23 protein-coding genes are annotated in these 22,570 nt (G+C 71.3%); 17 read left to right on the top strand and 6 right to left on the bottom strand.

The window, feature by feature from the left end:
* The 4 genes from DI005_RS07950 to DI005_RS07965 all read left to right on the top strand — a co-directional run.
* A partial coding sequence (locus DI005_RS07950) for an aldehyde dehydrogenase family protein (RefSeq protein ID WP_113641659.1) occupies positions 1-468 on the top strand: 468 nt, incomplete at its 5' end.
* Positions 469-479: 11 nt separating this feature from the next.
* Positions 480-1,409, top strand: coding sequence for a sucrase ferredoxin (locus tag DI005_RS07955; protein WP_147263829.1), 930 nt, complete (start codon positions 480-482; stop codon positions 1,407-1,409).
* Positions 1,410-1,425: 16 nt separating this feature from the next.
* Positions 1,426-1,731, top strand: coding sequence for a DUF4286 family protein (locus tag DI005_RS07960; protein ID WP_113641661.1), 306 nt, complete (start codon positions 1,426-1,428; stop codon positions 1,729-1,731).
* 4 nt (positions 1,732-1,735) lie between these two features.
* Entirely contained in the window at positions 1,736-2,530 is a 795-nt protein-coding gene (locus DI005_RS07965) for an NAD(P)-dependent oxidoreductase (protein WP_113641662.1), read from the top strand.
* Here the strand turns inward: DI005_RS07965 and DI005_RS07970 are convergent.
* The gene (locus DI005_RS07970; protein WP_113641663.1) at positions 2,527-3,357 is read right to left on the bottom strand and encodes an NAD(P)-dependent oxidoreductase; all 831 of its coding nucleotides are present in this window, start codon (positions 3,355-3,357) and stop codon (positions 2,527-2,529) included. The genes DI005_RS07965 and DI005_RS07970 overlap by 4 nt on opposite strands.
* Before the next feature lie 103 nt (positions 3,358-3,460).
* On the opposite strand from DI005_RS07970, the gene DI005_RS07975 reads away from it, so the two are divergent.
* From DI005_RS07975 to DI005_RS08020, 10 genes are all read left to right on the top strand, one after another.
* Complete coding sequence (locus tag DI005_RS07975; protein ID WP_113641664.1) at positions 3,461-4,417, top strand: LLM class F420-dependent oxidoreductase; 957 nt, start codon at positions 3,461-3,463, stop codon at positions 4,415-4,417.
* Positions 4,418-4,621: 204 nt separating this feature from the next.
* The gene (locus DI005_RS07980; RefSeq protein ID WP_113641665.1) at positions 4,622-5,575 is read left to right on the top strand and encodes an ABC transporter permease; all 954 of its coding nucleotides are present in this window, start codon (positions 4,622-4,624) and stop codon (positions 5,573-5,575) included.
* Entirely contained in the window at positions 5,572-6,456 is an 885-nt protein-coding gene (locus DI005_RS07985; protein WP_113641666.1) for an ABC transporter permease, read from the top strand. Before DI005_RS07980 ends, DI005_RS07985 begins: the two co-directional genes overlap by 4 nt.
* 55 nt (positions 6,457-6,511) lie before the next feature.
* Positions 6,512-8,077 (top strand): ABC transporter substrate-binding protein, encoded by a 1,566-nt coding sequence (locus DI005_RS07990; RefSeq protein WP_113641667.1) that lies wholly within the window; start codon positions 6,512-6,514, stop codon positions 8,075-8,077.
* A gap of 19 nt (positions 8,078-8,096) precedes the next feature.
* Entirely contained in the window at positions 8,097-9,116 is a 1,020-nt protein-coding gene (locus tag DI005_RS07995) for an ABC transporter ATP-binding protein (RefSeq protein WP_113641668.1), read from the top strand.
* A complete protein-coding gene (locus DI005_RS08000) occupies positions 9,106-10,116 on the top strand; it encodes an ABC transporter ATP-binding protein (protein ID WP_113641669.1) in 1,011 nt (336 codons plus the stop codon). Before DI005_RS07995 ends, DI005_RS08000 begins: the two co-directional genes overlap by 11 nt.
* Positions 10,116-11,525, top strand: a complete 1,410-nt coding sequence (locus DI005_RS08005; RefSeq protein ID WP_113641670.1) for a class I adenylate-forming enzyme family protein — start codon at positions 10,116-10,118, stop codon at positions 11,523-11,525. Before DI005_RS08000 ends, DI005_RS08005 begins: the two co-directional genes overlap by 1 nt.
* Positions 11,503-12,408: an acyl-CoA dehydrogenase family protein gene (locus DI005_RS08010; RefSeq protein WP_113641671.1), complete on the top strand. Its 906-nt coding sequence runs from the start codon at positions 11,503-11,505 to the stop codon at positions 12,406-12,408. The genes DI005_RS08005 and DI005_RS08010 overlap by 23 nt, the downstream gene beginning before the upstream one ends.
* On the top strand, positions 12,395-13,483 hold the full coding sequence (locus tag DI005_RS08015) for an acyl-CoA dehydrogenase family protein (RefSeq protein ID WP_113641672.1): 1,089 nt from the start codon (positions 12,395-12,397) through the stop codon (positions 13,481-13,483). The genes DI005_RS08010 and DI005_RS08015 overlap by 14 nt, the downstream gene beginning before the upstream one ends.
* A 1-nt stretch (position 13,484) precedes the next feature.
* Positions 13,485-14,246, top strand: coding sequence for an enoyl-CoA hydratase/isomerase family protein (locus DI005_RS08020; protein ID WP_113641673.1), 762 nt, complete (start codon positions 13,485-13,487; stop codon positions 14,244-14,246).
* 51 nt (positions 14,247-14,297) lie between these two features.
* Here the strand turns inward: DI005_RS08020 and DI005_RS08025 are convergent, their stop codons facing one another.
* Positions 14,298-15,044 carry an SDR family NAD(P)-dependent oxidoreductase gene (locus tag DI005_RS08025; protein WP_113641674.1) on the bottom strand — a complete coding sequence of 249 codons (747 nt, stop codon included), beginning with the start codon at positions 15,042-15,044 and terminating at the stop codon, positions 14,298-14,300.
* Positions 15,041-15,802, bottom strand: coding sequence for an SDR family NAD(P)-dependent oxidoreductase (locus tag DI005_RS08030; RefSeq protein ID WP_113641675.1), 762 nt, complete (start codon positions 15,800-15,802; stop codon positions 15,041-15,043). Before DI005_RS08030 ends, DI005_RS08025 begins: the two co-directional genes overlap by 4 nt.
* 78 nt (positions 15,803-15,880) lie before the next feature.
* On the opposite strand from DI005_RS08030, the gene DI005_RS08035 reads away from it, so the two are divergent.
* Together DI005_RS08035 and DI005_RS08040 are read left to right on the top strand one after the other, a co-directional pair.
* The gene (locus DI005_RS08035; protein ID WP_233520045.1) at positions 15,881-17,290 is read left to right on the top strand and encodes a class I adenylate-forming enzyme family protein; all 1,410 of its coding nucleotides are present in this window, start codon (positions 15,881-15,883) and stop codon (positions 17,288-17,290) included.
* Complete coding sequence (locus tag DI005_RS08040; protein ID WP_113641677.1) at positions 17,283-18,422, top strand: thiolase family protein; 1,140 nt, start codon at positions 17,283-17,285, stop codon at positions 18,420-18,422. The genes DI005_RS08035 and DI005_RS08040 overlap by 8 nt, the downstream gene beginning before the upstream one ends.
* A gap of 34 nt (positions 18,423-18,456) precedes the next feature.
* Here the strand turns inward: DI005_RS08040 and DI005_RS08045 are convergent, their stop codons facing one another.
* The 3 genes from DI005_RS08045 to DI005_RS08055 are packed head-to-tail and all read right to left on the bottom strand — an operon-like array spanning position 18,457 to position 21,064.
* Complete coding sequence (locus tag DI005_RS08045; RefSeq protein ID WP_113641678.1) at positions 18,457-19,494, bottom strand: dihydrodipicolinate reductase; 1,038 nt, start codon at positions 19,492-19,494, stop codon at positions 18,457-18,459.
* Positions 19,495-19,534: 40 nt separating this feature from the next.
* On the bottom strand, positions 19,535-20,356 hold the full coding sequence (locus tag DI005_RS08050; RefSeq protein ID WP_113641679.1) for an acyl-CoA thioesterase II: 822 nt from the start codon (positions 20,354-20,356) through the stop codon (positions 19,535-19,537).
* A 54-nt stretch (positions 20,357-20,410) separates the two neighbouring features.
* Entirely contained in the window at positions 20,411-21,064 is a 654-nt protein-coding gene (locus DI005_RS08055) for a TetR/AcrR family transcriptional regulator (protein WP_113641680.1), read from the bottom strand.
* A gap of 204 nt (positions 21,065-21,268) precedes the next feature.
* Between DI005_RS08055 and DI005_RS08060 the strand changes: the two genes are divergently transcribed.
* On the top strand, positions 21,269-22,561 hold the full coding sequence (locus tag DI005_RS08060; protein WP_113641681.1) for an aromatic ring-hydroxylating dioxygenase subunit alpha: 1,293 nt from the start codon (positions 21,269-21,271) through the stop codon (positions 22,559-22,561).
* Positions 22,562-22,570 lie beyond the last annotated feature (9 nt).

The raw sequence follows: 22,570 nt of genomic DNA on the forward strand, positions 1-22,570 counted from the left end.
ATGGGTCCGTTGATCAGTGAGCGGCAGCGGGACAAGGTGGATGGGATGGTGCGGCGGGCGGTGGAGGCCGGGGCGAGGCTGGTGACCGGTGGCGAGAAGGTGGACCCGGGGTTTTTCTACACGCCGACTCTTCTCGCGAACGTGGATCCGGACAGTGAGCTCGCGCAGGAGGAGGTGTTCGGTCCGGTGCTGGCGATGATTCCGTACGAGGACGAGGACGACGCGGTGCGGATCGCCAACAACTCCATCTACGGACTCTCCGGCGCCATCTACGGCGGCGACCAGGAACGCGCAGTGGCCCTCGCCCGGCGCATCCGCACCGGAACGTTCAGCATCAACGGCGGCAACTACTTCTTCTCCGACACCCCGTTCGGCGGCTACAAGCAGTCGGGCATCGGCAGGGAGAAAGGTGTGGCCGGGCTCGAGGAGTTCCTGGAGAGCAAGACCTTCGGCACGGTCGTCGCGTAGGGGCGGACACCGTGACGAGTGACCTCTCCCCGCGAGCCGTGGGCTGCGCGGCGATCCGGCAGGCGTGCGGGGAACCGTTGATCGCGACCGCGCCCGAGAGCGCGAGCGCGTGGCTGCTCGTCGAGCATCCAGGGCCGTGGCCGGCCACCGGATCGCCACCCGGCCTGCCGCCGGAGGTCCTGCGAATGCGGGAGCAGGCTGCCGGGGCCGGGATCCGCTGGCACTGGATCAGGTCCGTCCGCGAGCGGCACCGTCCGACCACGACCGTGTTCGCCGCGGGCACCCACCTCGGCGGCACGTGGATCGAGCGGGCGACGCTGACCGAACCGCGCGAGCTCGCCGGGCTCGACCTCGGCGCGCTCGCCGAGGGCAGGCCGCCCGGTTTCGGTGAGCGTGGCCGGCACCGCGTGGTCGTGGTCTGCACACACGGGCGGCGGGACGTGTGCTGTGCCCGCCTCGGCAGGCCGGTCGCCGAACGGCTCGACCGGCGGATGCCCGGCCAGGTCTGGGAGTCGACGCACCTGGGAGGGCACCGGTTCGCCGCGTGTGTGGTGACCCTGCCCGACGCCGTGTTCCACGGCGGCGTCACCCCCGCCGACACGCCCACGCTCGCCGACGCCATCACGGCGGGACACGTCGTCCCCGGCCGGTTGCGGGGCCGGGCCGGGCTGCCCGCCCCGGTGCAGGCAGCGGAGCACTTCGCCCGTGTCCACTATGGAATTCGCGGTGTCGACGGGGTGCTGCCATTGCGGCACGAGCCCGTGCCCGACGGCACCGTCAGGGTCGAGCTGGCCCTCGACGACGGCACCGCGTGCGTGGTCCACGTGCGCGCGCGACGATCGACGGTCGCGCGCCCGACCTCGTGCGCGGCACCGGAAGCGACCGCGACGCCAGGCACCTTCGAACTCGTCGCACTGCACTGCCGCCAGGGGGCGGCCTGAGCCGCCGGGAGGCGTGATGAAGCTCGTCATTCACTCCAGTCCGCTGGAAGGCAGGGACGAGGAGTTCAACGAGTGGTACGACACCGTGCACCTCAAGGAGGTCCTCGACATCCCCGGGGTCGCCTCGGGCGCCCGCTACCGCGTCCGCTCCGCCGGGCGGGGCCCCGGAACGGAACACCGGTACGCGACCGTGTACGAGATCGACGGCAATCCCGAGGCGGTACTCGCGGAGATCTTCGCCCGCTCCCGTGACGGGCGGTTCCAGCTGAGCGACAGCATCGACGCGGCGGGCACGCGGATGCACTTCTGGGAGGAGTTGTGATCCGGTGACCGGACTGGGATTCGTCGGCGCGGGGCGGATGGGCACGCCGATGGTGGAGCGCCTGATCGCGCGCGGGCACGAGGTACGGGTTCTCGCGCGCTCGGCCGGGCGCGCGGACGCGCTCGCCGCCGCGGGCGCGACCCCGGTCGGCTCCGTCGCCGAGGTCGGCGACGGAGCGGAGACGGTGCTCGTGTGCGTCTTCGACGACGCCCAGGTGCGCGAGGTGTGCCTCGGCGGCGACCTGACGGCCGCGATGGGTGGCGGGTCCGTCCTCGTCGTGCACACCACCGGAAGCCCGCGCACGGTGGAGGAGATCGCCGCCCGGGGCGTCACCGTGGTCGACGCGCCCGTGAGCGGGGGACCACACGACATCGCGGCGGGCAGGCTCACCCTCTTCGCCGGCGGCACCGACGGCGCCGTGGCCCGCGTCCGGCCGGTGCTCGCCGCCTATGGCGATCCGGTGCTGCACGTCGGCGGGCTCGGCGCGGGCCAGCGCGTGAAGCTCGTCAACAATGCCCTGTTCGCCGCCCACATCGGACTGCTCGGCGACGCGGTGCGCCTCGCCGGTCAGCTGGGTGTCGCCGAGGCCGCCCTGCTCGCCGCGCTTCCCCACGGCAGCGCGGCGAGCCGCGCGCTGGCCGGTGCCGCGGCCCGCGGCTCGGTCGAGGGCTTCAGCGCCGCCGTGCGGGACTTCCTCGGCAAGGACGTCGCGGTGGCTCGAGAGGTCGCCGCCGACCTCGGCGGCGACCTCGGTGCGCTGGGACCCGCGATCGACGCCGCGGTGACTGAGGCGGCCTAGTCCAGGAACAGGTCCAGCCGCGGGTCGTCGCCTCCGCCGTAGCGGGACAGGTCCGTCACGCCCGCCCCGGTGAGGACCTCCGCGTCGATGTGACAGTTGCCGGAGGAGTCCTTCGCCGGGCGAGACAGGATCTCCACGGCGGCGTCGGCCATGATCTCCGGGCTGCGCGCCGACGAGAGGAGCCTCTGCCCGTCGGCCATGTTCGCCACCGCCGCCGTGGCGATGTAGGTCTGTGGCCACAGGCAGTTGACCGCGATGCCCTCGCCCGCGAACTCCTCGGCCCAGCCCAGCGACAGCAGCGTCATCCCGTACTTCGACTGCGTGTACGCGGGATGCGCGCCGAGCCAGCGCGGGCTCAGGTTCAGCGGTGGGGACAGCGTGAGCACATGCGGGTTCGCCGACTCCCGCAGGGCGGGCAGACAGGACTGGGTCAGCAGGAACGTGCCGCGCACGTTGATCTGCTGCATCAGGTCGAACCGCTTCACGGAAAGCTCTCCGGTGCCCTCCAGTGCGATGGCGCTCGCGTTGTTGAGGCAGATGTCGATGCCGCCGAACCGCTCGACCGCCGTCTCCGCCGCGCGCCGCACGTCCTCCTCCCGGCGTACGTCACCCACCACCGCGACCGCCTTGCCGCCCGCGGCCTCGATGTCGGCGACGGCGGTGTGCACGGTGCCCGGCAGGCGGGGGTGCGGCTCGGCGGTCTTGGCCAGCAGGACCACGTTGGCGCCGTGCCGGGCCACGGCGGTCGCGATCGCCAGCCCGATTCCCCGGCTGCCGCCGGACATGACCATCGTGCGTCCGGTCAACGGGTGCTGTCCGTCAGGCATCAGACCTCCTCGTAGCGCATTCTCATTGATGGTATTGGCATTCTCATTTTCTGCAAGTACCGTATCCGCCGGTAGGACTTGAGCTTGCGACCGAAGGGGACCCATGCGGATCGGTGTGATGGTCGGGCCCGAGCGGGGCGACTCGGCGCGCAAGGCGGGGCGGATGCTCGCGGACGTCGAGTGGGCCGAGTCCGCCGGGATGGACACGGTGTGGGTGCCCCAGGTGCCCGGCGACTTCGACGCGTTGCTCGCCGTGGCGCTGATGGGCACCCGCACGACCCGGATCGAGCTCGGGACCGCGGTGGTCCCGCTTCAGCCGCAGCATCCGGTGGCGCTGGCCAGGCAGGCGCTGTCCGCCCAGGCGGCGACGGGCGGTCGGCTAGCGCTGGGGGTCGGGCCGTCGCACCACTGGATCGTGCGCGACATGCTCGGCCTGCCCTACGAGCGGCCGGCGGCGTTCACCAGGGACTACCTCGACGTGCTCGACGCCGCGCTGCGCGGGCCAGGCCCGGTCGACGTCGAGAACGGCACGTTCACCGTGCACAACCCGCTCGAGATCGGCCCCGTGGCCCCGCTGCCGGTGCTCGTCGCCGCGCTGGGTCCGGTGATGCTGAAGCTCGCGGGGGAGCGGGCGGATGGGACCGTGCTCTGGCTGGCCGACGAGCGCGCGGTGGGCGAGCACGTGGCGCCGCGCATCACCAAGGCCGCCGCCGAGGCGGGGCGGCAGGCCCCGCGCATCGTCGCGGGCGTGCCGGTCTGCTTGTGCCTCCCGTCCGAAGTGGACGACGCGAGGGCAAGGGCCAACCGGATCCTCGGCGAGGCGGAGATCTCGCCCAACTACCAGCGGCTGCTCGACCACGGTGACGCGCGCGACGTCGGCGACCTGTGCGCGGCCGGGGACGAGCGGGCCATCGCGGAGCGGTTCCGGCGCTTCGCCGATGCCGGGGTCACCGACCTCTCGGTGCGCCTGCTGCCCATCGGCGACGGCAGGGACGAGCTGGTGGCCTCCAAGCGCAGGACGAGGGAGATGATCGCCGCCCTCGCGCAGGAATTCCGATGATCAACCAGCATGTTCTCTGATTGGATACTTGTGATTGCCAGATAGCGAGAATATGATTCTCGACGTGGTCGACGCCGACCGGTTCCGGGTCACGAGCCCCTCCGGCCGGGGTCGCGGGCGCCGTGGCGGAGCGGGCTCCTCACGCGGCACGGCGCAGGGAACGCCCGCCCCGCTCAGCCGAGTGCTTCACCGAAAGCGAGTCGCATGGTGCTCCCCGTTCTGGGTCGGATAGGCCGCAGCCTGCTGGTGGTGCTGCTGGTCACCATGGCCGTGGTGCTGCTGATGAGCCTGGCGCCGGGCTCGGCCGCCGAGGTGATCCTCGGCGAGGCCGCGACCCCGCAGGCGGTCGCGGCGCTGAACGCGAAACTGGGCCTCGACCAGCCGCTGTGGGCCCAGTACCTGAACTGGCTCGGCGACGCCGTGCGCGGCGACCTGGGCGAGTCGCCGGTGACGGGCCAGCCGGTCACCGAGGCCATTGTGGAGCGACTGCCGGTGACGTTGCAGCTCGCCGTGATGGCCCTGCTGCTCGCGCTGGTCGTCTCGGTGCTGCTGGCCGTCGCCTCCGCGCTGCGTCCGAACAGTCTCCTCGACCGCGCGATCAACGCCGTGTCGTCGGTCTTCCTCTCCGTGCCCGCGTTCATCGCGGGCCCGCTGCTGATCTACGTCTTCGCGCTCCAGCTCGGCTGGTTCCCGGTCACCGGCTGGTCGCGCCTGAGCGACGGCATCGGGCCGAACCTCCTCGGCGCGCTGCTGCCCGCGATCGCCATCGCGCTCACCGAGATCGCGGCGTTCCACCGCGTACTGCGCGCCGACCTGATCGGCACGCTGCGCGAGGACTTCGTCGGCGCCGCACGGGCGAAGGGCATGAGCGGCGCCTACGTGATGCTGCGGCACGCCCTGCGGCCGTCGTCGTTTTCGCTCATCACGCTCGCCGGCATCAACCTGGGCAGGCTCATCGGCGGCACCGTGATCGTCGAGTCGCTCTTCGCCCTGCCCGGGCTGGGCCAGCTGCTCGCGACGTCGATCGTCACCCGCGACGTGGTGACGGTCCAGGGCGTCGTGGCGTTCATCGCCGTGGTCTACGTCGGCGTCAACACCGCAGTGGACCTGAGCTACCGGTTGATCGACCCGAGGATCAGGAAGGTGGCCGCGGCATGACCACCCACTCCCACGCCGTCGCCGGTGTCGCGGCGCAGGCCGAGCCCGCCGTCCCCCGCGTGCGGCGGACCCGCTCGGTACTCGTCGTGCTCGCCTACGCGTGGCTGTTCATGGTGATCGCGGTGGCGTTGCTGGCCGACGTGCTGCCGCTGACGTCCTACGCCACGCCCGTCGGCTTTCCTCGGCAGGGCCCGCAATGGGGCTCGCTCGACCTGTTGCTGGGCACCGACACCCAGGGCCGCTCGATCCTCGCGCGCTGCATCCACGGAGCCCGCGTCTCGCTCGTGGTCGGCGCGGTCGCCGGTCTGCTGGGCTTCGTGATCGGCACGATGCTCGGCATGCTGGGCGGTTACCTCGGCGGGAAGTTCGACTCGCTCGTGCGCCTGATCGCCGACACGATGCTGGCCTTTCCCCCGCTGATCCTGCTGCTGGCCCTGTCGTCGATCCTCACCCCGAGCGTGCGGACGCTGCTGGTGGGACTGACGCTCCTCGTCGTGCCCACGTTCACGCGGCTGGCGCGGGCCAACACTCTGGCGTGGTCGGCGCGCGAGTTCGTGCTCGCCGCCAGGAACATGGGCGCGGGACACCGGCGCATCCTCCTCAAAGAGATCCTGCCCAACGTGCTGCCGGCGCTCGGCGCGTACCTGCCGATCGTCATGGCCGCCCTGATCGTGGCCGAGGGCTCCCTGAGTTTCCTCGGCCTCGGCATCCCACCACCCACGCCCAGCTGGGGCGGGATGATCTCCGACGGCAAGGACGCCATCGCCGACTTCCCGCACCTGGTGTTCATCCCCGCACTCGTCATCTTCCTGACCGTCTTCTCGCTGAACCAGGCAGGCGACCACCTGCGGCAGCGGTTCGACCGCACCCTCCACGACTGACCGGCCATCCGGTCTCGTTCCTTCCCGTTCCCCGAACCCTGATGAGAGGTCGACGATGATCCGAAGCAGGCGTTTCCCGGCCGCCGTGGCGGCGTGTCTCGGCGCTCTCGTACTGGCGGCCTGTGGCGGAAGCCCGTCCGCGGGAAACTCGGGCGAACCCGTCGGCGACCCGGTGGTGGGCGGCACCGCCAACGTGCTCCAGATCGGCGAGCCCCGCAGCCTTGATCCGGCGGTGCTGTCCAACGCGTGGGTGCTCAACGCCTTCCTCGGCAATGCCTTGTACGGCACGCTGCTCACCAATGACACCCGCTCCGGCGAGATCCAGTACAAGCAGGCCGAGAGCTTCGACACCACCGACGACGGCGCCACGTTCACCCTGAAACTGCGCGAGGGGCTGACGTTCAGCGACGGCAGTCCGCTGAACGCCGAGGCCGTGAAGTTCAACTGGGACCGGCTGAAGGACCCCGAGCTCGGCTCCACCAGCGCGCAGGAGGCGTCGATGATCGCCTCGACGGAGGTGGTCGACGCGCGCACGCTGAAGATCACGATGGCGGAGCCGGTGCCGAACTTCGCGTGGTCGGTGCTCACCACCGCGCTGAACTGGATCGCGTCGCCGAAGGCGCTGCAGGCGGGCCGGGAGTCGTTCGACGCCGAACCCGTCGGTGCCGGGCCCTACACGCTCGAACAGTGGACCCGCCAGGACCGCATCGAGCTCGCGAAGAACCCGGAGTATTGGGACGCGCCCAAGCCGTACCTCGACCACGTCACGCTGCGCACTGCCGCCGACCCCACCCAGCGCGTCAACACGATGATCAGCGGCGGCGCCGACCTGTCCATCGAGACGAACTGGACGATGCTCGCCAAGGCCGAGGAGGCCGGTCTCCAGACCGACGTGGTGCCGCTCAACGGCGGGCAGTACATCGTCATGAACATGCGCAAGGCACCGTTCGACGACGTGCGGGCACGCCGCGCCGTCGCCGCCGCGCTCGACCTCAAGGCGATGGACGTCGTGGTGTACAGCGGCAAGGGCAAACTCGTGCCGTCGCTGTTCACCGAGTCCTCCCGGTTCCACACCGGACAGAAACTGGCAACGCAGGACAAGGCGGAGGCGCAGCGGCTCTTCGACGAGCTCGCCGCGGACGGCAAGCCGGTCAGGTACACGTTCACGTCCTTCGCGACGCAGGAGAGCCGGTCCCTCGCCGAGGGCGTGCAGGCGCAGCTGTCGGCGTTCCGCAACGTCACCGTGGACGTGAAGACCGTCGACCTCTCCGAGACGGCGCGGCTCTACACCACGCACGACTACGAGATGATGATCTCCTCCGCGCACTTCGCCGACCCCGAACCCCGCCTGTGGACGGCGTTCCACAGTGGATCGCGGGCCAACATGTCGGGCATCGCGGACGAGCGGCTCGACGCCGCGCTCGACGCGGGCCGGACTGCGACCACGCTGGAGGACCGCAAGGCGGCCTACCGGACCGTGCAGGAAAGGCTGATCGAGCTGGTGCCCGGCGTCTTCTACACGCGGACCTCGCCTTCGGTGATGGCGGCGCAGAACGTCCACGGCATCACGCAGTACGGCCAGGGCTCGCTGTTGCCCGAGGAACTGTGGATCGAGGAGTGACGGGAGGCCGTGGCCGATCATGAGTGCTGAACCCGTGCTGCAGGTCCGCAACCTGCGTGCCCACATCGGCACCGCGCGCGGCACCGTGCGGGCGGTCGATGACGTGTCCCTCGACGTCGACCGCGCGCAGGCGCTGGGCGTGGTGGGCGAGTCCGGATCCGGCAAGTCCGTGATGGCCAAGGCGATCATGGGCCTGCTGCCGCCGAGAGCGGCGTGCTCCGGCGAGGTCCTGTTCGAGGGCAGGGACCTGCTCTCGTTGCCGCGCAAGGAACGCGCCCAGATCTGGGGCAAGCAGATCGCGATGGTGTTCCAGGACCCTGGCCGCTCCCTCAACCCGGTGGTGCGCATCGAACGCCAGCTCACCGAGGGCATGCGCAGGCTGCTCGGCACGAGCAGGTCGGAGGCGAGAGGCAAGGCGCTGGAGCTGCTGAGCGAGGTCGGCGTGCCCGATCCCGAGCGGAGGCTGCGCAACTACCCGCACGAGCTGTCCGGAGGCATGCGCCAGCGCGTGATGATCGCGATCGCGCTGGCATGCGAGCCCGACCTGCTCATCGCCGACGAGCCCACCACCGCGCTGGACGTGACGATCCAGCGGCAGATCCTCGATCTGCTGCGCCGGGTGCAGCGCGATCGCGGGATGTCGCTCGTGCTCATCAGCCACGACCTCGCGGTCGTCGCCGGGCGCACCGACCGGGTCGCCGTGATGTACGCGGGCAGGCTCGCCGAGGTCGGCGCCACCAGGTCGGTGTTCGACAGCCCCCGGCACCGTTACACGCACGCCCTGCTGGAGGCCACCCCCGCGCTCGACCACGAGCGCAACGCGCCGCTGCGCCTGATACCCGGTTCGCTGCCCGACCCGACCGCCCCGCCACCGGGCTGCCGGTTCACGGCGCGCTGCGCCCAGGTCGAGGACGACTGCCGCGACCCTGGCCCGAGCATGGCCCTGGTCGGCGCCGACCACTACGCGGCGTGCACCCGCCCGGTGGCCGCCGGTGACGCGCCGCCGCTGCCCGTGGGAGGTGGTTCCGGTGGCCGGTAGCGGAACTGCGCACCTGCGTGGCGACGAGGCGCTGCTGAGCGTGCGGGATCTCGTGGTCGAGTACCCCGGCAAGGCCGGGACCGTCCGGGCGGTGTCCGGGGTCAGCTTCGACGTGCTGCCCGGCGAGACGCTCGGGATCGTCGGCGAGTCCGGCTGCGGCAAGTCCACCACCGGCCGGGCACTGCTGCGGCTCGACCGCCTCACCGGTGGGCGGATCTCGTTCGAGGGCGAGTCGATCGAGCAGACGAGCGAGCAGCGCATGCGCACGCTCCGGCGGCACATGCAGATGATCTTCCAGGATCCGGTGGCTTCGCTGAACCCGAGGCGCTCGGTCAGGGACATCGTGGTGGAGGGCCTCGCGATCGCCGGCGCCACGGCAGCGGAGCGGGAGCAGGCGTCCGCCGGCGTCCTCGACAAGGTCGGCCTCTCGGGCGAGCGGTTCGCGGGCATGCTGCCGAGGCAGCTCTCCGGAGGGCAGGCCCAGCGGGTCGCGATCGCGCGCGCACTCGCGGTGGGTCCGCGCCTGCTGCTGTGCGACGAGCCGGTGTCCGCATTGGACGTCTCGGTGCAGGCGCAGATCCTCAACCTCCTCGCGGAGCTGAAGGCCGAGTACGACCTGACCGTGCTGTTCATCGCCCACGACCTCGGGGTGGTGCGCACGATCAGCGACAACGTCATGGTCATGTACCTGGGCAAGGTCTGCGAGTTCGGCGACGCCGTGGGCGTCTACGACGAGCCAGCGCACCCCTACACGAAGGCACTGCTCGACTCGGTCCCGCTGACCGACCCCGACCGAGGCTTCGCCGGTCCCGCTCTGGAGGGCGACGTGCCGTCGCCGCTTGCGCCGCCGTCTGGTTGCCGGTTCCGCACCCGGTGCCCGCTGGCGCAGGACCGGTGCGCCGCCGAGGAACCGCAGCTGCGCGAGGTCCGGCCGGGACAGTACGCGGCCTGCCACTTCCCGCTGTACCAGGCGGATCCGGCGACGAACGGGGCGGCGTGATGGTGGAGAACGAACCGGTGGCGCTCGTCTTCGAGGACCAGGCGTACACCCGCGCGGAACTGGACGCCCTCTCCGCCGGCCTCGCCGCGACCCTCTCCGCGCGAGGCGTGCGGGCGGGCGACCGGGTGGCGCTCATGTCGTCGAACCGGCCCGAGTTCGTGGTCGCGGTGCGGGCGATCTGGCGGCTGGGCGCGGCGGTCGTGCTCATCAGCCCGGCGTGGAAGCGCGCGGAGGTGCGGCACGCACTGGAAGTGACCGACGCGGCCCACGCGGTCGGCGACCACCCGGTGCTCGCGGGCCTGCGGCCGATGCTGTCGCTGGAGGAGCCCATCGCGCCGGGTGACCCCGGCTCCGAAGCCCCCGATCCGGACAGCGACGCCGTGCTGGTGTTCAGCTCCGGCACCACGGGGATGCCGAAGGCCGTGCGGCACACGCACCGCTCGTTCGCCGCCGCCGTGCGCCACTGGCGCGACGCGCTGGAGCTGGGCCCGGCCGACCGCATCCAGATCGTCACCCCGCCCTCGCACATCCTGGGGCTGCTCAACATCGTCACCGCGCTGGAGTCCGGCACGTGGGTGCGGCTGCACCGCCGGTTCGACCTCGATCGCCTGCTGCACCACATCCAGTCCGACCGGATCACCGTCGAGATGGCCGTCGCGCCGATCGCGCTGGCGATCGCCTCACATCCGGAGCTGGAGTCCTACGACCTCTCGTCGCTGCGCTACATCATGTGGGGCGCCACGCCGGTGACGCCGAGCGTCGCCGAGACCGTGACCAGGCGGACCGGCGTAGGGTGGGTCCCCGCCTACGGGGCCAGCGAGCTTCCGGTGATCGCGTGCAACCCGCTGAAGGGCGCCCGGCTCGACAGCGCGGGCAGGGCCGTTCCCGGCGTCACGCTGCGGGTGGTGTCGCTCGAGACCGGCGAGCCGGTCGCGCCCGGCGAGACCGGTGAGATCCAGGCGAAGGCCGAGTCGCTCATGGCCGGGTACCTGCCCGCCGAGGCGACCCAGGAGGCGTTCCACGACGGCTGGTACCGCACCGGCGATGTCGGCCACCTCGACGCCGACGGCTGGCTGCACCTCACCGACCGCTCGAAAGAGATGATCAAGGTCAAGGGCTTCCAGGTCGCGCCCGCCGAGGTCGAGGCGGTGCTGCACGGGCACCCCGCCGTCGCCGACTGCGCGGTGTTCGGCGTGCCCGACCCGTCCGATGGCGAAGCGGTGATCGCGGCCGTCACCACGGCGGAACCCGTCGAGGCCGAGAAGCTCATCGCGCTGGTCGGGGAGTCGCTCGCCTCCTACAAGCGCCCGCGCGAGGTCGTGTTCGTGCCCGAGATCCCGCGCCTGCCCTCCGGCAAGGTGCTGCGCCGAGTTCTCAAGGAGAGCCATGGACGTCCGGCTGACCAGTGAGCAGCGGCAGCTGCGCGACGCGGCCGCGAAGCTGGCCGACGACCTCGGCCCGGGGTCGGTTCAGGAGCTGACCGACGACGACCGCGTCGCGCGGCTGGACAAGGCGGTCGACGGCACCGGCTGGCGCTCGCTGCGCGCCGACGGCGCGTCCGGGGTGGAGGTCGCGATCGTCGCCGAGGAGTTCGCCCGAGGCCTGGTCGACGCGGCGTTCGGCGGCCCCGTGCTCGCCGGCGAGCTGACCCGGCACCTCGGTGGAGACGCCGCGGCGGACACCATCGCCGTGGCGGGACACGCCAGGGACGCCAGGGGCGCACGCCGCGCGCTCGCCCTCGACGGCGGCCGGGTGCTGGCACACGGGCTCGGCGCCGCCGTCGCCGGCGCGGACCTGACCCGGCACACCGCCGAGGTCACCGGCGCGCCGGAGCCGCTCGGGACGCTGCAGGCGGACGCCGCCGGACGCTGGTCCGCGCTGGCGCTGGTCGTGACGTCCGCCGATCTGGTCGGCGTCTCCCGCGGCGCGCACGCGCTCGCGTGCGACTACGCGAAGGTCCGCGAGCAGTACGGCAACGCGATCGGCTCGTACCAGGCCGTGGCCCATCTGCTGGCCGAGGGACTCGCCCTCATCGAGGGTTCCGTGAGCGTCCTGCGGCACGCGGCGTGGGCGGTCGACGAGCTTGGCCCCGCTGAGGCCGTGCGGGCCGCCCGGATCGCGAAGCTCTACTGCGCGCGGGCCGCGCGGACCGTCTGCGAGACCGCCATCCAGGTGCACGGCGGCATCGGCAACACCTGGGAGTGCCTCGCGCACGTGTACCTGCGCAGGGCGCTGGCCTCGACCGACCTGTTCCCCGTCCGACTGGAGGACATCCACAGTGGACTTTCGTGACTCGCCGGAGGAGGCCGCGTTCCGCGCCCGGCTGCGGTCCTGGCTCGCCGAGCGGGCCGGGACGTTCCCGGCCGCGGGTGACGAGTACTGGGCGCGGCAGGGCGAATGGCACCAGGCGCTCTACTCGGCCGGGTTCTTCGGCCTCTCGTGGCCCAAGGAGTACGGCGGGCACGAGCTGCCGCCCGTCTACGACGTGATCCTCGACGAGGAGCTCGCACTCGCGGGCGCGCCCGCCCGTCCCAGCCTCGGCTACCTGGTCCAGGGGCTCGGCAGGCACGGCAGCGAGGAGCTGCGCAGGCGGTTCCTGCCCGGCATGATCGACGGCACGCAGCGGTGGTGCCAGGGCTTCAGTGAACCCGGCGCGGGCTCCGACCTCGCGTCGCTCACCACCAGGGCCACGCGCGAGGGCGACCAGTGGGTCATCCACGGGCACAAGATCTGGACGAGCTACTCCGACGTCGCCGACTGGTGCCTGCTGCTCGCGAGGACAGACCCCGACGCGCCCCGGCACCGCGGCATCTCCGCGTTCATCGTCTCCATGCACCAGCCCGGCATCGAGCAGCGCCCGCTGCGGATGATCAACGGCGTCACCCGCGAGTTCGGGCAGGTGCTCTTCGACGGGGCGACCGTGCCAGCCGACCAGCTGGTCGGGCAACCCGGGGAAGGCTGGGCGCTCGCCATGACCGTCGTCGGTCACGAACGTGAACCGTCCACATTGGGCTTCTCGGCGCGGTACGGCAAGCTCGTCAGGGAACTCACCGCGCGAGCGGGGGAGCGGGTGCCCGAGGAGCTGGCCTGGGCCGAGGTGGAGGCGGAGATGCTGCGACTGCACGTCCGGCGCCGCCTTTCCGAGCAGCTCGACGGCGTGGTGCACGGGCCGGACGGCTCACTGGACAAGCTGCTGATGACGTGGGTCGAGCAGTCGGTGGGCCACGCGGCACTCGCCGTGGGCGGCACCGACGACCCCGAGCTGCTGGGCGCCTACCTCTACAGCCGTGCGCAGAGCGTCATGGGCGGCACATCGCAGATCCAGAAGAACATCATCGCCTCGCGGATCCTCGGATTGGGAGCCTGACATGTACGACCTGCCGGAAGAGATCGACGTCCGTGCGGACGGTCCACTGAGGATCATCACGCTGAACCGGCCCTCCGAGCTCAACGCCGTCAACGACGCGCTGCACCGGGGGCTGGCCCGGCTGTGGCCCCGCCTCAGCGACGACCGTGCGGCCCGCGCCGCCGTGCTGACCGGTGCGGGCAAGGCGTTCTCCGCGGGCGGCGACTTCGCCTACCTCGACGAGTTGCGCCGCGACCCCGAGCTGCGCGCACGGTCCATCGCGGACGGTCGCGAGATCGTGCTCGGCATGGCCCGCTGCCGGGTTCCGGTGGTGGCGGCGGTCAACGGCCCCGCCGTGGGCCTCGGCTGCAGCCTGGTCGCGCTGAGCGACATCGTCTACCTCGCCGAGACCGCGCACCTCGCCGACCCGCACGTTCAGGTGGGACTCGTCGCCGCGGACGGCGGCCCGCTCACCTGGCCGCTGCACACGAGCATGCACCTGGCCAAGGAGTACGCGCTGACCGGTGCCCGTATCCCCGCACAGCAGGCGCGGGAACTGGGGCTGGCCAACCACGTCGTGGCCGACCCGGTAGCCGAGGCGCTCGCCTGCGCGAAACGGATCGCGGGCCTGCCGAGGCAGGCGGTGGAGAGCACCAAGCGGCTGTTCAACATCCAGCTCGAACGCGCGGTGCTCACGACACTCGACTACGCCACCACCGCCGAGGAGCAGTCCTTCCAGACCGAGGACTTCCGAGCCACGCTGGAGAAGCTGCGCAGCCGGTGAAGCTGAGCCGGGAGGCGCCGGAACTCCCCGCGAGGTCCGGCGCCTCTCGCCTCAGCCCGGCAGCGACTCCGAACGCTGCACCGTGCCCGTGATGCCGGTGGCGTCCTGCCCTGCCAGCAGCACGGCCGCGTCGGCCATCGCCTGCGGCGGCTCCACTGCCTCGGGCGGGATCTCCCGCCCGCTCCCGCCGGCCAGCCAGCCCTCGGTGAGCACGATCCTGGACGGGCTGAGGCAGTTCACGGCGATGTTGTCGGCCTTCAGCTCGGCGGCGAGCCCCAGGTAGAGGCGCTCGACGGCGGCCTTGGACACCCAGTAGGCGTTGGCACCCCGCTCCGTCATGCCGACCCCGGTGGTGGTGATGGCGACCAGCGAGCCACCGCCGCGGGCGCGGACGTGCGGGATCACCGCCCTCGTCACCAGGAACACCCCGGTGAGGTTGACGTCGAGGCACAACTGCCAGCGCCTGAGTGGCGTCGACTCCACGGGCCCGAGCCAGAGCACGCCTGCGTTGGCGATGAGCACGTCGATGCCGCCGAACTCGGCCACCGTCGCGGCAACCGCCGACTCGACCGACTCCTCGTTCGTGACGTCGCAGGGCACCGCGAGCGCCCTGCCGCCGCCGGCCGTGATCCGGTCCGCGACGTCGTGAATCGTCCCTGGGACCTTGCCCTCGCGTTCGGACCGCGCGGCGACCGCGACGGCCGCGCCCGCCTCAGCCAGCGCGAGCGCGACCGTGCGGCCGATGCCGCGGCTGGCCCCGGCCACGAAAGCGACCTTCCCCGCCAGCGTGCCGGTCATTTCGGCGGGAACCTCAGCGCGCCGTCCAGCCGGATGACCTCGCCGTTGAGGTAGTCGTTCTCGCAGACGCTCTGCACCAGCGCCGCGTACTCGGGCGAGCGGCCCATCCTCTTGGGGAACGGCACCTGCGGGCCCCAGTAGGCCTCCAGCTGGTCGCCCGCCTTGCCGTAGGCCGGGGTGAGGAAGGTGCCGGGGGCGATCGTGACCACGCGGACGCCGAGCGGGGACAGGTCGCGCGCTGCGACGAGCGTCATGCCGACCACGCCGCCCTTGGCCGCGGAGTACGGCAGCTGGCCGATCTGGCCCTCGAAGGCCGCGATCGAGGCGGTGTTCACCACCACGCCACGGCCGTTCTCGAGCGGTTCCTGCCTGGCGATCGCGGCGGCCGACAGCCGCAGCACGTTGAACACGGCGGTGAGGTAGACCTCGATGGTGGTGCGGAAGCCCGCGAGGTCGAGCGGCGTGCCGTCCTTGCCGACGAGCCTTCCGCCGCTGGCCGGACCGCCGTGGGTGTCCACCGAGATGCGCAGCGGGCCCTCGGCCTCCGCGGCCGCGATGGCCTCCTGGACGTCGTCCTCGCTGGTGGCGTCGGTGCGCACGTAGCGAACGCCCAGCTCGTCCTCGAGTGCCTTGCCCTTGTCGTCGGCGAGATCGGCGACGACCACCTTCGCCCCCGCCGCGTGCAGGCGGCGGACGGTGGCCTCCCCGAGGCCGCCCGCGCCGCCGACCACGATCGCTGAGCTCCCACTGATCTGCATCTGGCCTTCCCTCTCTTGCAACTGACGCTCTTTAATTGAGAGAATAGCATTCTCATGAACATCAGCATGATTCTTGACATGGTGGCATCGGCCGGTGACAGGGCGGTGGTGACGGCGGGAGGCCGCTCGCTCTCCGCCGCCGGGCTGTCGGACCTCGCGCGCCGGGCGTCCGCGCGGTTCCGTGGCCGCCCGGCCGTCCTCTACCTCGGCACGAACCACCTCGCCTACCCGGTGGCGCTGTTCGGCGCCGCACTGGCCGGGGTGCCGTTCGTGCCACTGAACTACCGGCTCGGCGCACAGCAGCTGGGTGCGCTGCGGGACCGGCATCCCGGCGCGCTCGTGCTCGAATCCGGGGACCTCGACGCGCTGGTGGAGCCGGGCGGTGAGCCCGCGCCCGACGGCGCCGAGCCGGAGTGGGACGGCGACGCGGTCGCCGTGCTCATCTACACGAGCGGCACCACCGCCGAGCCGAAGGCCGCCGTGCTGCGTCACCGGCACCTGCTCGCGTACGTGCTCAACACGCTGGAGTTCGCCTCAGCGGACGAGGGCGACGCGGCGCTCGTCGCCGTGCCGCCGTACCACATCGCGGGGCTGACGAACCTGCTGTCCAACCTCTACACCGGACGCCGCGTGGTCTACCTTCCCGCGTTCGGCGCCGCCGAGTGGCTGGAGACGGTGCGGCGCGAGCGGGTCACACATGCCATGCTGGTGCCCACGATGCTGGCCCGCATCGTGGCCGAAGTGGACGGTGCCGACGCGCGGACCCCGACACTGCGCAGCCTCGCCTACGGCGGCTCCAGGACGCCGAGACCGGTGCTGGAGCGGGCGCTGTCGGTGTTCCCTCGCACCGGGTTCGTCAACGCCTACGGGCTGACCGAGACGGCCTCGACGGTGGCCGTGCTCGGGCCGGAGGACCACCGTGAGGCCCAGGCGTCGGACGACCCCGCGGTACGGGACCGGCTCGGCTCGGTGGGGCGTGCCCTGCCGGGCATCGAGTTCGAGATCCGCACCGAACACGGCACACCGGTGCCGCCGGGGGAGACCGGGCTCGTGTTCGTGCGGGGCGAGCAGATCGCCGGTGAGTACGGCGGGCGCAGCGTCCTGGACGACGACGGCTGGTTCGCCACCCGTGACCTCGGCAGGCTCGACCCCGAGGGTTACCTCTTCGTCGAGGGCCGCGCCGACGACACGATCATCCGCGGCGGGGAGAACATCGCTCCCGCGGAGATCGAGGACGTGCTTCTCGGCCACCCCGGCGTCACCGAGGCCGCGGTGGTGGGGGTGCCCGACCCCGAGTGGGGTCAGCGGCTCGTCGCGGTGCTCGTCGGCGACGGCGAGCCCGAGCAGATCAGGACCTGGGTCCGGCAGCGGCTCCGCTCCTCCAAGACTCCCGACACCATCGTGTTCCGCCCCGAGTTGCCCAAGACCGAGACCGGAAAGCTACTGCGCCGCGTCCTGCTGGCCGATCTGGAGAGAACCCATGCCTGAGGCAGTTGTCGTCTCCGCACTGCGCACCCCCGTCGGCACCGCCGTCAAGGGAACCCTGCGCGACACCACCGCGTTCGACCTCGCTCACCACGTGGTCGCCGCCGCCGCCAAGGGGCTCGACCCCGACCTGGTGGACGACGTCGTGCTCGGCGAGGGGCTCTACGGCGGCGGCGTGCTCGCCCGCCACGCCGCGCTCACCGCGGGGCTCACGTCGGTGGCCGGGCTCGCCCAGAACCGGCACTGCGCCGCGGGCCTTTCGGCCGTGCAGAGCGCCGCGGCGACCGTGCGCGCCGGCATGGACGAGCTCGTGATCGCGGGCGGCGTGAACTCCGCGTCCACCGCGCCCCGCCAGCAGTTCCGCGTGGACGGTGCGTGGGTCGACTGGTTCCCGCCGACCCACCCTGACCGCCCCGACGCCCCCAACCGTGACATGTCGATCACCGTGGGCTGGAATGCCGCGGTCAAGGCTGGCGTCACGCGCGAGGAGATGGACGCCTGGGCGCTGCGCTCACACCGCAATGCCGTTCGCGCGATCGACGAGGGCCGGTTCCACGACGAGATCGTGCCGATCGAGACGCCGCACGGGACGTTCTCCGTCGACGAGCACCCGCGTCGCGACACGAGTATGGAGAAGCTCGCCTCGTTGAAGCCGCTCCACCCGGAAATCGAAGGTTTCAGCATCACCGCGGGCAACGCGTGCGGGGGCAACGACGGCGCCGCCGCACTGACGGTCGCGAGCGACCGGCTCGGGCTGCCCGCGCTGGCGACGGTGCGGGCCTGGGCCAGCGTCGGTGTCGATCCGGCCGAGACGGGCCTCGCGCCGGTCAAAGCCATTCCCAAGGCGCTCGCCAGGGCGGGACTGTCCACTCAGGACGTGGACCTGTTCGAGATCAACGAGGCGTTCGCCGCGATGTGCGTCGCCACGGTGCGGCTGCTCGAGCTCGACCCCGAGCGCGTCAACGTCAACGGTAGCGGCTGCTCGCTCGGCCACCCGGTCGCCGCGACCGGTGCGCGGATGCTCGTCACGCTCGTGCACGAGCTGCGCCGCCGGGGCGGCGGCACCGGGGTCGCCGCGATGTGCGCGGGCGGTGGCATGGGCTCGGCCGTGGTGCTCGACGTCCACGCCCCGTGACCGGGAGGGCGGGGCCGCGCGCGGCCCCGCCCGCTCAGGCCATCGCCGCGACCACCTGCGGCAGGTCCACCGTCGAGCGGATCCCCGGCTCGGCCGCGCACACCATGGGAACGGCGTTCACCGCGCGGTTGGCGGTGTAGCCGGGCGAGACCGAGGCCATCCGCTCCAGCGGCACGGGAAAGCGGATGTCGATGTCCAGCGGCGCGTCGCCGTCGACCGTGACGCGCCAGCCGGTGTCGCGCAGGTCCCACGCCGGTTCGAGGTCGGTGGTGCAGTACCACGTGGCGCGGAACGTCAGCAGCGGCGCGCCGTCGCGCATGCCGAGCGCGCTGATGCGCTGCCCGGCGACGGTGCCCGCTTCCACGGTGCCCGCGGCTATCTCGACGGTCCGGCGCGCGGTCGCGAGCTCACCGGTCGCCTCGACGGAGTCGAGCGGCACGGACAGCGCGTCGGCGACCAGCCGGAGCGAGGGGCCGAAGCTGGTCCTGGCGTGGGTGAGCCTGCGTTCGTCGAAGGTGGACGGTGACCGGCCGAAACCCATGACGTCGAACAGCATCGCGGGCGAGTCGCGCTGGGAGAGGTCGGCGTACTCGTCGATCCGCAGCCGCTCCAGCCGCCGCTGGATCGAGGTCAGCACCAACGGCACGGCCTCGGTGATGAAGCCGGGACTGCTGCCAGTGCTGTGGATCGATGTGCCGCCCTCGGCGCAGGCGGCCTCGATCCGTTGCCGCAAAGCGGGTTCCATCCCTGCCGGATGATGGAACTCCCCGCGCGTGGTCACGATATTCGTGCCTGCCGCGAGCAGCCGGCACACCACGTCAGCGTCGCACCGCAACGGCATGTACAGCACGCAGTCGGCGCCGAGCGCGAGGATCTCGTCTGCGTCGCCGGTGGTGGTGACGCCCACCGGGCCGCGTCCGCACAGCTCTCCGGCGTCACGGCCGGCCTTGTCCGGGGAGTGGACGTAGACGCCGGCGAGGTCGAGGACGGGATGGTCGAGGACGGCACGCAGGGCGTGCGTGCCGATGTTGCCGGTGGCCCACTGGACCACGCGGATCGGACTGACGGGCATCTGACACCTCGTTGTGTACGGGGCACCGCGCGCCTGGTGCCTAGTGCCGGAAGCGGAGCAGGGCCTCCTGCGCGAAGGACGCGACGAGTGAGGCTTCCTCGGTGAGCACGTCGCCCCTGCCGAAGCACCGGCCGTGTGCGATGACGGGGCTGTGCTGGCGCAGCAGCAGCCAGCCGTCGTCGCTGCGGAACGGGCGGTGGAACCACACGGTGTGGGACGTGACGGCCGAGACGAACATCGTTCCCGCGTCGCGCTGGCTGACGCCGCCGAGCGGGCGCAGGGCGGTGCCGATGAGGCTGAGGTCGGTGGCGTAGGCGGTGAGCGCGGGAGCCAGCTCCCCGCTCACCTCGGGCGTGCGCATCCACAGGTCGAGCTCGGGCCGCGCGGCGGCGGGGGAGTCGAGGTCCACGGTCATCCTCGTCTCCCAGGGCAACAGGTCGAGCTCCACCCGATGTTCCTCGCCGGGAACCGCGGGCAACGCAGGGACGGTCTGGCGGTCCACGCCGTCCTCGGCGGCGTGCATCGACACCGACGCCGTGGCCGCGACGCCCCCGCTCTGTCTGGCCACGATGGACAGTGATGCGAACGAGCGGCCCTCGTGGTGGCGGCACACCTCGTAGCGGACGGGCTCGTCTGCCCTGCCTTCTTTGGGGAAGAGAACGTGCAGCGACTTGACCGCCTTGCCGGGGCACGTCAGGCACGCCGCGCGCACGAACTGGGCCAGCAGCTGCCCGCCGAACAGCCGGTGGTAGCTCAGCTCCAGGTTGCGTCCTTCGAGCACGCCGGCCGTGGCCGGGCCGGCGTCATCCGCGTGCGGGTGCAGATCGAGACAGTCGAGAAGGTCCGTCCACAGATCGCCCATCTCCTGAGTGTAGGGGAATTCTACATTCAGGAGAATACTGTTCTCGCTGTGTGCTCAGTGGTAGGTGATGCCGTTGGCGCAGAAGTCCCAGATCTCGTCGGCGGTCAGCGGGTTGGCGGTCTCGTCGTCGGGTGAGCCGCTGGACTGTGCGTTGAACATCACTGTCTGCATGATCAGCGCGGCCGTGCGGCGCGGCTTGACGTCCGGCGACAGCAGGCCGGCCTCCTCCGCGTCGGTGAGCAGCTCGGTGAAGACGGCGAGCACCGGCGTGTGGGCGACCTTCACCTCGGTCGGATGCGAGACCAGCAGCTGGGGTGCGAAGTCGGTGAACAGCGGACGGCGGGCGTCGGGGTCGGGCCTGCAGAGCTCGAACAACAGCTGCACGGCGACCTTGAGCCGGTCGAGTGGTTCCTTCTGGCCGGATGCGGCGGCGCGGATCTGGTCGGCGGTGCGGTTGAGGGCATCCTCGAAGAGGGCGAGCAGCAGCTCGTGCTTGCCGTCGAAGTGCAGGTAGAAGCTGCGTAGCGACTGGCGAGAACGGTCTACCACCTCCTGCACGGTGAAGTCGGTGGTGCCCTTCTCGTCGATGATCACCTGTGCGGCGTCGAGGAACCGCTGCACGCGCTGCTCGGCCCGCACCTTGGCGGCCTTGATGGAGCGCTCGACGGCGCGCTGCCGCCAGGCGGGCTCTTCGCTCGGGCTGCTCACCGCCGGATCCGTCCTTCGTGGCACAGGAACAACATAACCGCACTGTACCGGTACGTCTCGCCTGTTCGGCGACTCGGCTCGGGGGTGTCGGGGAAGTCTGCTCCGGGGTGTTGGAGCGTGGTCACGGTCCTGCGGAAATGGGCTTCTCCTTTTTGGAGATCGTTGCTATCGTCCTACGTGGCGACAAGACCGGAGGACCACCACATGGCACACTTCACCAAGCCTGCTGAGGGCAGCTGGACCGAGCACTTCAAGATCGGCACCGAGCCGCTTTCCTACGAGGACTCGGTGTCACCGGAGTTCTACGAGCTGGAGCGGGACGCCATCTTCCGCCGGACCTGGCTCAACGTCGGCCGGGTCGAGCAGTTGCCGAGGAAGGGCAGCTACTTCACCAAGGAACTGGACGCGGCGCGGACGTCCATCGTGGTCGTGCGCGGCAACGACGGTGAGGTGCGCGCCTTCCACAACGTCTGCAGGCACCGCGGCAACAAGCTGGTGTGGAACGACTACCCGCGCGAGGAGACCAGCGGCTTCTGCCGCCAGTTCACCTGCAAGTACCACGCGTGGCGGTACTCGCTCGAGGGCGAGCTGACGTTCGTTCAGCAGGAGGGCGAGTTCTTCGATCTCGACAAGTCCGACTACGGGCTGGTCGGGGTGCGGGCGGAGGTGTGGGAGGGCTTCATCTTCGTGAACCTCGACCCCGAGAACACCACGCCGCTGCGGGAGTACCTCGGCGAGTTCGGCAAGGGCATCGAGGGCTACCCGTTCGACAAGCTGACGCAGGTCCACAAGTACCGCGCGGAGATCGGCAGCAACTGGAAGCTGTTCATCGACGCCTTCGCCGAGTTCTACCACGCGCCGATCCTGCACGGCGGCCAGTACGAGCCCGAGGAGCGGGCGAAGATCCAGAAGTACGGTTACCAGGCGCTGGCCTACGACGTCGACGGCCCGCACAGCCTGGTGTCCTCATGGGGCGGCATCGCCCCGCCGCAGGAGCCGAAGATGGTCAAGCCCATCGAGCGCGCGCTGCGCAGTGGCCTGTTCGGCCCGTGGGACGCTCCCGACATCGGGCTCACCACCGAGCAGTTGCCGCCCGCCATCAACCCGACCCGCGATCCCCGCTGGGGCATGGACTCGTTCGTGTTCTTCCCGAACTTCATGCTGCTGATCTGGCGGCCCAACTGGGTGCTGACCTATCACTACTGGCCCACCTCGTACAACACACACATCTTCGAGGGCACCGCCTACTTCGTCCCGCCGAAGAACGCCTTCGAGCGCCTGCAGCAGGAGCTCGCCGTGGTCTCGTTCAAGGAGTACGGCCTGCAGGACGGCAACACCCTCGAGGCCACCCAGACCATGCTCGAGTCCGGCACCGTGACCGACTTCCCGTTGTGCGACCAGGAGATCCTCCTCCGGCACCTGCACAACACCGCCGGTCAGTACGTGCGCGACTTCCAGCAGCGGCAGGCGAAGCCCGCCGCGGCGAGCCGTTCCTGAGCCTTCGAG

Source organism: Prauserella sp. PE36, from assembly GCF_003311655.1.
GTDB lineage: Bacteria > Actinomycetota > Actinomycetes > Mycobacteriales > Pseudonocardiaceae > Prauserella_A > Prauserella_A endophytica.

Bases quoted from the DNA above. Each gene is read 5' to 3' on its own strand.
- DI005_RS08005 (WP_113641670.1), top strand. From the start codon at position 10,116: ATGGTGGAGAACGAACCGGTGGCGCTCGTCTTCGAGGACCAGGCGTAC.
- DI005_RS08045 (WP_113641678.1), bottom strand. From the start codon at position 19,494: ATGCCCGTCAGTCCGATCCGCGTGGTCCAGTGGGCCACCGGCAACATC.
- DI005_RS07980 (WP_113641665.1), top strand. From the start codon at position 4,622: ATGGTGCTCCCCGTTCTGGGTCGGATAGGCCGCAGCCTGCTGGTGGTG.
- DI005_RS08025 (WP_113641674.1), bottom strand. From the start codon at position 15,044: ATGACCGGCACGCTGGCGGGGAAGGTCGCTTTCGTGGCCGGGGCCAGC.
- DI005_RS08035 (WP_233520045.1), top strand. From the start codon at position 15,881: ATGGTGGCATCGGCCGGTGACAGGGCGGTGGTGACGGCGGGAGGCCGC.
- DI005_RS08030 (WP_113641675.1), bottom strand. From the start codon at position 15,802: ATGCAGATCAGTGGGAGCTCAGCGATCGTGGTCGGCGGCGCGGGCGGC.
- DI005_RS08060 (WP_113641681.1), top strand. From the start codon at position 21,269: ATGGCACACTTCACCAAGCCTGCTGAGGGCAGCTGGACCGAGCACTTC.
- DI005_RS08050 (WP_113641679.1), bottom strand. From the start codon at position 20,356: ATGGGCGATCTGTGGACGGACCTTCTCGACTGTCTCGATCTGCACCCG.
- DI005_RS07975 (WP_113641664.1), top strand. From the start codon at position 3,461: ATGCGGATCGGTGTGATGGTCGGGCCCGAGCGGGGCGACTCGGCGCGC.
- DI005_RS07995 (WP_113641668.1), top strand. From the start codon at position 8,097: ATGAGTGCTGAACCCGTGCTGCAGGTCCGCAACCTGCGTGCCCACATC.
- DI005_RS07985 (WP_113641666.1), top strand. From the start codon at position 5,572: ATGACCACCCACTCCCACGCCGTCGCCGGTGTCGCGGCGCAGGCCGAG.
- DI005_RS08010 (WP_113641671.1), top strand. From the start codon at position 11,503: ATGGACGTCCGGCTGACCAGTGAGCAGCGGCAGCTGCGCGACGCGGCC.
- DI005_RS08040 (WP_113641677.1), top strand. From the start codon at position 17,283: ATGCCTGAGGCAGTTGTCGTCTCCGCACTGCGCACCCCCGTCGGCACC.
- DI005_RS08020 (WP_113641673.1), top strand. From the start codon at position 13,485: ATGTACGACCTGCCGGAAGAGATCGACGTCCGTGCGGACGGTCCACTG.
- DI005_RS07970 (WP_113641663.1), bottom strand. From the start codon at position 3,357: ATGCCTGACGGACAGCACCCGTTGACCGGACGCACGATGGTCATGTCC.
- DI005_RS07960 (WP_113641661.1), top strand. From the start codon at position 1,426: ATGAAGCTCGTCATTCACTCCAGTCCGCTGGAAGGCAGGGACGAGGAG.
- DI005_RS07990 (WP_113641667.1), top strand. From the start codon at position 6,512: ATGATCCGAAGCAGGCGTTTCCCGGCCGCCGTGGCGGCGTGTCTCGGC.